At 61.8% G+C, this 8,050-nt stretch carries 10 protein-coding genes; all 10 read right to left on the bottom strand.

The genetic code is table 11. The features are described 5' to 3' along the window. Nucleotides 1-46 precede the first annotated feature (46 nt). The 10 genes from NUW23_07435 to NUW23_07480 all read right to left on the bottom strand — a co-directional run bounded on the left by NUW23_07435 (nucleotide 47) and on the right by NUW23_07480 (nucleotide 8,050). Entirely contained in the window at nucleotides 47-2,806 is a 2,760-nt protein-coding gene (locus NUW23_07435; protein MCR4426007.1) for a cation-translocating P-type ATPase, read from the bottom strand. Between the two features lie 284 nt (nucleotides 2,807-3,090). Beyond that, nucleotides 3,091-3,342: a hypothetical protein gene (locus tag NUW23_07440; protein ID MCR4426008.1), complete on the bottom strand. Its 252-nt coding sequence runs from the start codon at nucleotides 3,340-3,342 to the stop codon at nucleotides 3,091-3,093. Between the two features lie 165 nt (nucleotides 3,343-3,507). Then, complete coding sequence (locus NUW23_07445; GenBank protein MCR4426009.1) at nucleotides 3,508-3,669, bottom strand: hypothetical protein; 162 nt, start codon at nucleotides 3,667-3,669, stop codon at nucleotides 3,508-3,510. A 224-nt stretch (nucleotides 3,670-3,893) separates the two neighbouring features. Continuing rightward, the gene (locus NUW23_07450; protein ID MCR4426010.1) at nucleotides 3,894-4,208 is read right to left on the bottom strand and encodes a cupin domain-containing protein; all 315 of its coding nucleotides are present in this window, start codon (nucleotides 4,206-4,208) and stop codon (nucleotides 3,894-3,896) included. Continuing rightward, nucleotides 4,205-5,095 carry a hypothetical protein gene (locus NUW23_07455; protein ID MCR4426011.1) on the bottom strand — a complete coding sequence of 297 codons (891 nt, stop codon included), beginning with the start codon at nucleotides 5,093-5,095 and terminating at the stop codon, nucleotides 4,205-4,207. Before NUW23_07455 ends, NUW23_07450 begins: the two co-directional genes overlap by 4 nt. 21 nt (nucleotides 5,096-5,116) lie before the next feature. Next, nucleotides 5,117-5,413, bottom strand: a complete 297-nt coding sequence (locus NUW23_07460; GenBank protein MCR4426012.1) for a MoaD/ThiS family protein — start codon at nucleotides 5,411-5,413, stop codon at nucleotides 5,117-5,119. A 30-nt stretch (nucleotides 5,414-5,443) separates the two neighbouring features. Then, nucleotides 5,444-5,878, bottom strand: coding sequence for a thioredoxin family protein (locus NUW23_07465; protein ID MCR4426013.1), 435 nt, complete (start codon nucleotides 5,876-5,878; stop codon nucleotides 5,444-5,446). A 31-nt stretch (nucleotides 5,879-5,909) separates the two neighbouring features. Further along, nucleotides 5,910-6,605 carry a cytochrome c biogenesis protein CcdA gene (locus tag NUW23_07470; GenBank protein MCR4426014.1) on the bottom strand — a complete coding sequence of 232 codons (696 nt, stop codon included), beginning with the start codon at nucleotides 6,603-6,605 and terminating at the stop codon, nucleotides 5,910-5,912. 28 nt (nucleotides 6,606-6,633) lie between these two features. Next, nucleotides 6,634-7,749, bottom strand: coding sequence for an ACR3 family arsenite efflux transporter (gene arsB, locus NUW23_07475; protein ID MCR4426015.1), 1,116 nt, complete (start codon nucleotides 7,747-7,749; stop codon nucleotides 6,634-6,636). A gap of 82 nt (nucleotides 7,750-7,831) precedes the next feature. Then, complete coding sequence (locus tag NUW23_07480; GenBank protein ID MCR4426016.1) at nucleotides 7,832-8,050, bottom strand: ferredoxin family protein; 219 nt, start codon at nucleotides 8,048-8,050, stop codon at nucleotides 7,832-7,834.

Raw genomic sequence — 8,050 nt, forward strand, 5'->3', positions numbered from 1 at the left:
CCTGTCTGGCCAAATTCCTGCTGATTTCGAAGCGCTGGGGCCACTTTCAGCGAAATCGCCTGCCGGTGTACGCAGGGCCGCCCGCGCCCTTGACGCGGAACAGCGAGTGCCGCCTCGCCAAAGCTCTCTTGGCGGCTCTCGCGGCGACCATAAGAAGGGCCGACCATCCCGAGAGGAAAAGCACTACAGCCCAGTCCACCGCAGCGAGCGGCCTTGTCCCGAGGACGGCGGCGGTGCGCGGAGCGTATACGGCCGCAAGCTGCAAAGCCGTGGAGGTGGCCACCGCGGCCACAAGGAACCTGTTGGAGAACAGCCCTATCTCTGAGAGGGGTTTTCGTTCTGAGCGACAGTGAAATACATAGATCAGTTGGGACATCACAAGGGTCGAGAAGGCTACCGTTCGAGCGGTGGCGAGGCCGTGCCCGAGGAACGTGCCGGCCACGACGAACGACGCCACAGTGCATGCAGCAATGAACACTCCCTGGCTTGCGATCTTGAGACCGAGACCTCGTGCGAACACGCCTTCTGTCGGCTTTCTTGGAGGCCGCTCCAGGGCATCGGGGTCCGTAGGTTCGGCCCCAAGTGCCATTGCGGGCAGGCCGTCGGTCATCAGGTTCATCCACAGTATCTGAATGGGAGTGAGCGGGAGCGGCATGCCTGCCGCAACCGCCAGGAGCATCGTCAGCACCTCCCCGACATTGCACGCAAGAAGATACCTGATGAACTTCCTCACATTATCGTAGATCGACCGCCCTTCTTCTATTGCAGCCAGGATGGTCGAGTAGTTGTCGTCCGAAAGGACCATCGCGGAAGCCTCTCTGGCGACATCTGTCCCCGACCGGCCCATTGCGATACCGATGTCGGCCTCCCTGATGGATGGGGCATCATTCACGCCGTCTCCGGTCATCGCCACGATGTGTCCGCGCTCCCGGAGTGCCCTGACTATCTTCAGTTTGTGTGCGGGCGTCACCCGGGCAAAGATGGCCACGTGTTCCACGATCTCGGCCAGCCGCCGGTCGGATGTGCGGTCGAGTTCCTCGCCGGTCATGATGCCGCCGCCATGGTCCACCAACCCCAGTTCGATCCCGATCGCCCTGGCGGTTTCCGCATGGTCTCCGGTAATCATCACAGTCCTGATTCCCGCCCTGCGGGCACGCTCAACAGACCTGGCTGCCTCCGGCCTGGGCGGGTCCATCATGCCCACGAGCCCCAAGAAGGTCAAATGCGGGGCGCAGGCGGCGTCTCCGTCCGATCCGATCTCGATCAGGTTCCCGGGCGCACACGCGAAGGCCAAGACTCGCATAGCCTGGGAGGCGAGATACGAGTCTCTCGCCAGCACGGCGTCCCTGAACTTGTTGTCGGAAGGAACCACCCGACCCGCGCGCACCCCGGACGAACAGAGGCTCAGGACGACGCCTGGGGCGCCCTTCACGAACGTCATGTGCCCGTCCGGCCCGGAGCACGAAACCGCCATCATCCTGCGCTCAGACTCAAAAGGAATCTCCCAGACGCGCGAAAACTTCCGCGCGAGCCGGGAGAGGGACGGCCCGCCCTTGAAAGCCATGGCGGCGAGCGCGCCTTCGGTCGGGTCCCCCACGACCTCCCAACTCCTGCCCCGGCGGACCAGGGACGCGTCATTGCACAGGGCGGCGCAGAGGAGCAGATCGCGCAGGACCGCGTCCTTCGTGGGGTCTACGGGTTTGCCGTCCTCGCGGAATTCTCCCTCGGGGCAATACCCAATCCCGGTCACGGTGATTTCCCGCCCCACCAGGTCTATGATCTTCACAGTCATCTCGTTCTGGGTCAGGGTACCAGTCTTGTCCGCACATATCACAGTGGCGCACCCCAGAGTCTCGACTGCCGTCAGTCTGCGCACGATAGCGCGCCTGCGGCTCATCCTCTGCACCCCGAGGGCAAGGCAGACTGTGACTATGGCGGGGAGTCCCTCAGGTATGGCGGCGACCGCAAGACTCACTCCGGAGAGGAACATCAAGTGCAGCGACTCTCCTCTGGCGACCCCGAGTGCGGACACGAGGGCACAGACCAGCACGCACCCCAACACAAGCCACCTGCCGAGTTGCCCCAGCCTCCGTTGAAGCGGGGTCTCCGCATCGGTCACCTCCCCCATCATGCCGGCGATGGAACCCATCTCGGTGTCCATGCCGGTCGCGGACACAATCGCCCGGCCCCGGCCCCGCGTGACAACGGTCCCGGCGTGCACCATGTTGGGCCTCTCCGCGACGGGGGCGCTCTCCCTGGCAACCGCCTTGTGATCCTTCGGCACAGGTCTCGACTCTCCGGTCAAGACGGACTCATCCACCGCAAGCTGGGACGAGTCCACGAGCCTGGCGTCAGCAGGCACCCTGTCGCCCGCCGAAAGGAGGATGACGTCGCCGGGGACGATTTCGGCGGCTGGGATGTGGATTGTCTCGCCCCCCCTCCTCACAGTCGCGCCGGGGGCAGAGAGCTTCTTCAGGGCGGCGAGCGCCCGCTCGGCCCGGAATTCCTGAACGAAACCGAGTACCGCGTTTACGAGGACTATGGCAAGGATTGCCGCCGCGTCTTGATACTCGCCGAGGTAGGCGGACGCCGCGACGGCCCCGAGGAGGACCAAGACCATGAAGTCCTGGAACTGGCTGATGAATATGCGAACTAGCGACGGGCCTCTCTTCATCCTGATTGTGTTCAGCCCGTACGCCGAGAGCCGCACCGCGGCCTCGCTTGGAGAAAGCCCGGACTCCATCGACGTTTCGAGTTCCCGTTCGGCCACTCCGGGAGTGGCCGAATGCCACGGTGTTTCCGTCATTCGGCTACCACCTCTTTCTCGTTGCCGTCCATAGATTCCTATGGGGGTTTGGCCTTGTTCATACCGCCTGCGTATGAACAACGCCACGTTTCCGAGGTCCACGGGGCCCGGGGTCGAGGGCGTGAGGCGCGAGCGGAGGTGGAGACGAGCGGAGGCGGGCGCAGGCGGGCGTGGGAACGGGCCTGGCCGGGACGCGCGGCACGGTACGGCAGGGGGCCCTGCCGACCCCGATCTCTCGGGTGGCGGCAGAGCCGTTTCGACCCTGAGACTACTCCGGCGGCAGGCTACTTCCGAATATCTGGATCATCCAAGACGCGCTTGATCCACTCTTCGGGATAGCCGGGCCTTGTGGCGGAATTCGCGCCGTACCACACGACCGGCGCGATCTCGTCGGGAAGCCAGGAGCGGACCTGCGAGATGCAAGTGTGCTCGCAGTTGATGACTGAGATCGTGCGCTGCCAGGCGTAGGTCTTGCCGCTCGCCGGATCACACCAGCGGGCCCCGATTGCGCTCTCCAGGCTCCCTGGGCTGTGCATGAAGTTCTCGTGGTCCTCCCAGTCAATCACGTTGATCACAGACGCGTTCGCGGCCGCAGCTATGTGGCCATCGGGCAGACGCCGTGCGACCTAATACGCCCCTGGCTCGCCGCATCCGGGCTCCCAGTCCCAAGCTGGAACTTTCTCGAGCTGGAACGAACATCTTCAGCAGTCATTGGCGTGACTCACAGAGGCTGACCCGTCGATTGACGCCCCTGCGCTGACCGCGAGCGAAGTACAAGCGGTCGTCCCCACTGAGTACACTGCCAGTGTCAGGATGACCGCCAAAGGCATGATAGCCCAGCACTTCCCACCCAACTTCGCCAATCTCCCACCCCTCGGCGCCTGTTGTGGCATCTCTCCGCGCCCGCTTCCTTCCTCGCGTCTCCTTTTGGAACAGGGTTGGCACATGTTTCTGAACGAGACACGTTCGGCGAGCAGAATGGGATACCTGCGGCAGCTTGAAATACTGGGGGTAGAGGAGCACGGTGGGAAAGCTGCATCCAGTCCTCGCCGCCGCTGCCATCCAAAAGGCAACGGCCCTTGACCTCCTAGTCGGTCGGCATGTGCACCTGGATCGCAAGCACCGTCATGCTGTCCTCAGCTTTGACGCTGCGCTCGGCGCCGGGCTCGATGCTGACAAGCTGACCGGCGGAAATCGTCGTGGAGACGCCGTCGACTGTTATGGTACCCCCTCCGCTCACAATGAAGAAGAAGGTATGGCTTCCCATGACGCATGGAGGGATCGTAGCGCCCGCATCCACTCGAATCACAAGGGCCTTGTGGGTCTTAGCCTCTTCCAGAACTTCTTTGCTGTGCGCCCCCAGCGCAGGCGCAGCAGCCTGCGAAATCTCGTATACAGTCATGATCTCACACTCCTTCGGCTCATGATGCCCTCCTGCGAGGCACCGGCCAGGCCGCCACATCCCAGCGCAAAGCTGGCGATCCTGCTCTTCCTCGCCTCAGGTCCCTCCAGGGCGTCTGGCATGCCGGGCCCGTTGACACATCCTCCGGGACATGCCAGCAATTCCAGGAAGCGTCCAGCTGGTATGTATTCCCCCCGGACAAGCCTATCCAGGACTGCGCGGCAATCGTCCAGACCTGAGATGCCCTCAGGGATCGGCCCCAGTCTGGCGCTTTCGGACCCCCGCCTGTCAGGGTCGCTCGGAGGCAAATCCGAGACTCTCAACCCTTCCTCGTTCATCCACGACTCAAGCTCACGGAAAGTAAGAACCACATCCACGTGGCTGGTCGAACTCCTCCCCGCCTCCTCTTTTTTCGCTAGGCAGGGGCCAACGAAGACAACCAAGGAGTCTTCACCCTGAGCCTCCTTGAGAAGTCGCCCGTGAAGCGTCATGGGGGAGGGCATGGGCGCAAGCGCCGGAACAAGCTCCGGATACTCGGCAAGAACGAGCGACACCACCAGGGGACATGAAGTTGAGATGTGTACGTTATCAGACTCTGCTATCAGCCGGGCGCGCTGGGCTACGATCATGTCAAGCGCGCACGCCGTCTCCTCCACCCGGCGGAAGCCCACAAGCCGGAGCGCGGAGACGACGGACCCTGCGGAGGATCCCATGAAGGCTGCGGGATAGGTGGGGGCCAGGCTTGCTACGGCCTTACGGCCTCCGGCGATTTGCATTCGGACTCTGTCAACATCAGCGCAGTCACATTGCGACTGGCTCATTTCCTTCGGACCGCGCTGCTCGGAAGCCGTCGTCTGAAGGCATGCGAGCAGCCCCGTTACCTGCATTAGCCGCACTCTTGCTGCCTCCTACCCCCCGAGCACCGGAGGAACCAGAGCGATCTGATCGCCCTGCTTGATCCCAACGCTCGCAAGGTCCGCCTTTGAATCGCACATCGTCTTATTGACCGTGACCGCGCTTGTCTTCAGAAGCACATCGGGTTCAGGTTCCAGAAGGGACTTCTCAAGCTCCGAATGGGCCTTGCGTTTTCGAAGTTGCAGAAATTTCAGGATAGCATCGGCCAGGCTAGAACCATCTTCGAGCTCTATGTCCTCGGCCGGCTCGTTCCAAGGCGTCACAAGCTTCACCGATACCACAATCGGCACCGTATCACTCCTCCTCGAGCGGCCCGCGCTCTAGTCGATCATCCCCTGCGACCTCATGAGTTCAGTAAGCGCATCTTCAGACAGATATCCTTCGTGATTGTACAAGACGGAACCTCCAGGCGCAAACAGCACCAGAGTAGGTATGACCCTCACGCCGTACTTAGCCGCAACATCTTGGTATCGGTAGACGTCGACTTTGTAGAATCCCACTTTTCCCTCGAACGCCCTGGCAAGCGAGTCCATTATGGGGTTCATCTGCCTGCACGGAATGCAGCTGTCCGAACCGATCTTGGCGACATATGGCAGCCCAGATGCAGCCGCTTTCGCAAGGTCCGCCGGGCCTGCCTCAATAGCCCCAGCCACGGCAGGCTTGGACTTGGGCATGTTATAAGCCCACACCACCACGCCCCCAATGAGCAACACACAGACGAGGACGAGCCTGGTAGTCCAGCTTCCCAACGACACTTGACCTCGCCACCTTTGTTCATGAGTAACTTCATATCAGCCGTTGAACTGAGGCGAACAGCATCCAGGCCCCGACCAGCGCAATCACCATGCCCATGGCGCGTGTTAGCCAAGAGGGGGCTCCCGCCAAACCCGTCTTGGCAAGAACTGAGGGAAGGTACCCAACCGCCAACCCGGCGACGAGGATCGTGGCCCAATGCCCAACGGCATACGCGGCCATGAGTGCGGCGCCCCCCCACGGGTTCCCGGAAGTCGATGAAAGCGCAAGAATGGCAATGAGGGCAGGCGTCGCGCATGGGGCGGAGACTGTCCCGATGGCCGCCCCGAGGACAAATCCCCCCGCCAGGCCGGAATTCCTCGCCACATTGGGGCTGACAGTGGGCAGCGGAATCCTGATGACGCCCGCCACGTTCAGCCCGAGTACAGTTATGACGGCCGCCAGTCCAACTTGCCATTTCGGGCTCGCAAACAGAAAGCCCATTCCCCCGGCAAGGGCGCCGAGCAGCGTGAATGTGACGGTAAGTCCCGCGATGAAGGACAAGGAACACGCTACGGCGCGTTTGCGGTCCCCCGACGCGTATCCTCCCACATATCCCACAGCGAGCGGAATTGCGGCGACGGCGCACGGCGACAGCGAGGATAGCAGACCGGCAAGGAACGCAGCAAGGTAACCGATTCCAGGCGTCGCTACTGCCTCCGCAAGGCTCTTCACCAATCCTTCCAGCATTCAGCGGCTCACACTCCCAGATCAGGCTTCACCTGGCGCCTTCCGGACCCGGCTCCAGCTTGGCCTGAGTCGGCCCTCCTCCTGCAGGCTCCGGGAACCAGTGCTTGGTCCGGTTTGCGAAGGCAACGAGGCTCAGCATAATCGGAACCTCAACCAACACCCCGACCACCGTTGCCAGGGCCGCACCGGAGCCCAGCCCAAAGAGGGAGATTGCCACTGCCACGGCGAGCTCGAAGAAGTTGCTGGCTCCTATCATGGCGGCCGGAGGAGCCACAGTGCGGTCCACGCGCCAGGCTCGCGCCCAGAAGTATGCTATGGCAAAGATCAGATACGTCTGGATCGTGAGCGGAACGGCTATCAGGAGTATGTGGACTGGGTTCGCTACGATCGTCTCCCCCTGGAACGAGAAGAGGATGATGAGCGTAAGAAGGAGCCCTATGATGGTCACCGGCCTGAACTTGGGCAGGAAGGCCTCGCGGAACCACTGTTCACCATGTGCGCGAATCAGTCGCACCCGGGTCAAGTAACCGGCAGTGAGTGGAATCACAACGTAAAGAACAACCGAGAGGAGAATAGTATCATACGGAACCACAAACTCCGCCAGTCCAAGCTGGAATATCACTATGGGCGCGTAAAGAAAGAGGATCACCAGGTCGTTGATGGCCACTTGCACAAGCGTGTGGGCCGGGTTTCCGTTGCTCAAGTAGCTCCACACGAACACCATGGCCGTGCAAGGCGCAGCGCCGAGGAATATTGCGCCGGCAACATACTGCTGTCCCAGGTCGGGCGAGATCCATCTGGCGAAGACTATCCTCAGGAAGAGCCAGGCGAGCCCGAACATGGTGAACGGCTTGATGACCCAGTTGACGATGAGCGTTATGGTAAGCCCCTTCGGCTGGCGGCTGGCCCTGACGATGCTTCCGAAGTCGATCTGGAGCATCATCGGGTAGATCATGAACCAGATGAGGATGGCCACCGGGATCGAAACATGAGCGTACTCCCACCGGCTCAGGACTCTCGGGAACGACGGAATCTTGAGCCCTATGGTCACGCCCAGCACGATGCAGATTGCCACCCACAATGTCAAGTACTTCTCGAAGAAACCAAGCCCGGAGCCGGATCTTTGGGCCGTTTCTTTCTTCATGACATCAGCCCCCTCGACGGTGGAGTATGGCCTGGAGCCGCACCAAGCATGCGGCTCCAGGCCCAAAGCGGGATCTACTCGGCTACAGGTATTGCTTCAGTATGGAAAGCGGCGGGAAAGAGATCGCCTCAGACGGGCAACGCGCCGCGCAGGAGGAACACCCGACTACGCAGCTGAACGCGTTCTTCACCACAGGCTTCCCTGCATCTTCATCCCAGCCGTAGGTCCCATGAGAACAGAACTCGAAGCACGACCGGCATCCCGAACACTTCTCAGCATCCACAGTCGGATACCACGGAAT

This window comes from Bacillota bacterium (genome assembly GCA_024655925.1).
Lineage (GTDB): Bacteria > Bacillota > DTU025 > DTU025 > JANLFS01 > JANLFS01.

Excerpts from the sequence above, each read along its gene's own strand:
- NUW23_07435 (MCR4426007.1), bottom strand. The coding sequence starts at position 2,806 with ATGACGGAAACACCGTGGCATTCGGCCACTCCCGGAGTGGCCGAACGG.
- NUW23_07440 (MCR4426008.1), bottom strand. The coding sequence starts at position 3,342 with ATGCACAGCCCAGGGAGCCTGGAGAGCGCAATCGGGGCCCGCTGGTGT.
- NUW23_07450 (MCR4426010.1), bottom strand. The coding sequence starts at position 4,208 with ATGACTGTATACGAGATTTCGCAGGCTGCTGCGCCTGCGCTGGGGGCG.
- NUW23_07455 (MCR4426011.1), bottom strand. The coding sequence starts at position 5,095 with ATGCAGGTAACGGGGCTGCTCGCATGCCTTCAGACGACGGCTTCCGAG.
- NUW23_07470 (MCR4426014.1), bottom strand. The coding sequence starts at position 6,605 with ATGCTGGAAGGATTGGTGAAGAGCCTTGCGGAGGCAGTAGCGACGCCT.
- arsB (MCR4426015.1), bottom strand. The coding sequence starts at position 7,749 with ATGAAGAAAGAAACGGCCCAAAGATCCGGCTCCGGGCTTGGTTTCTTC.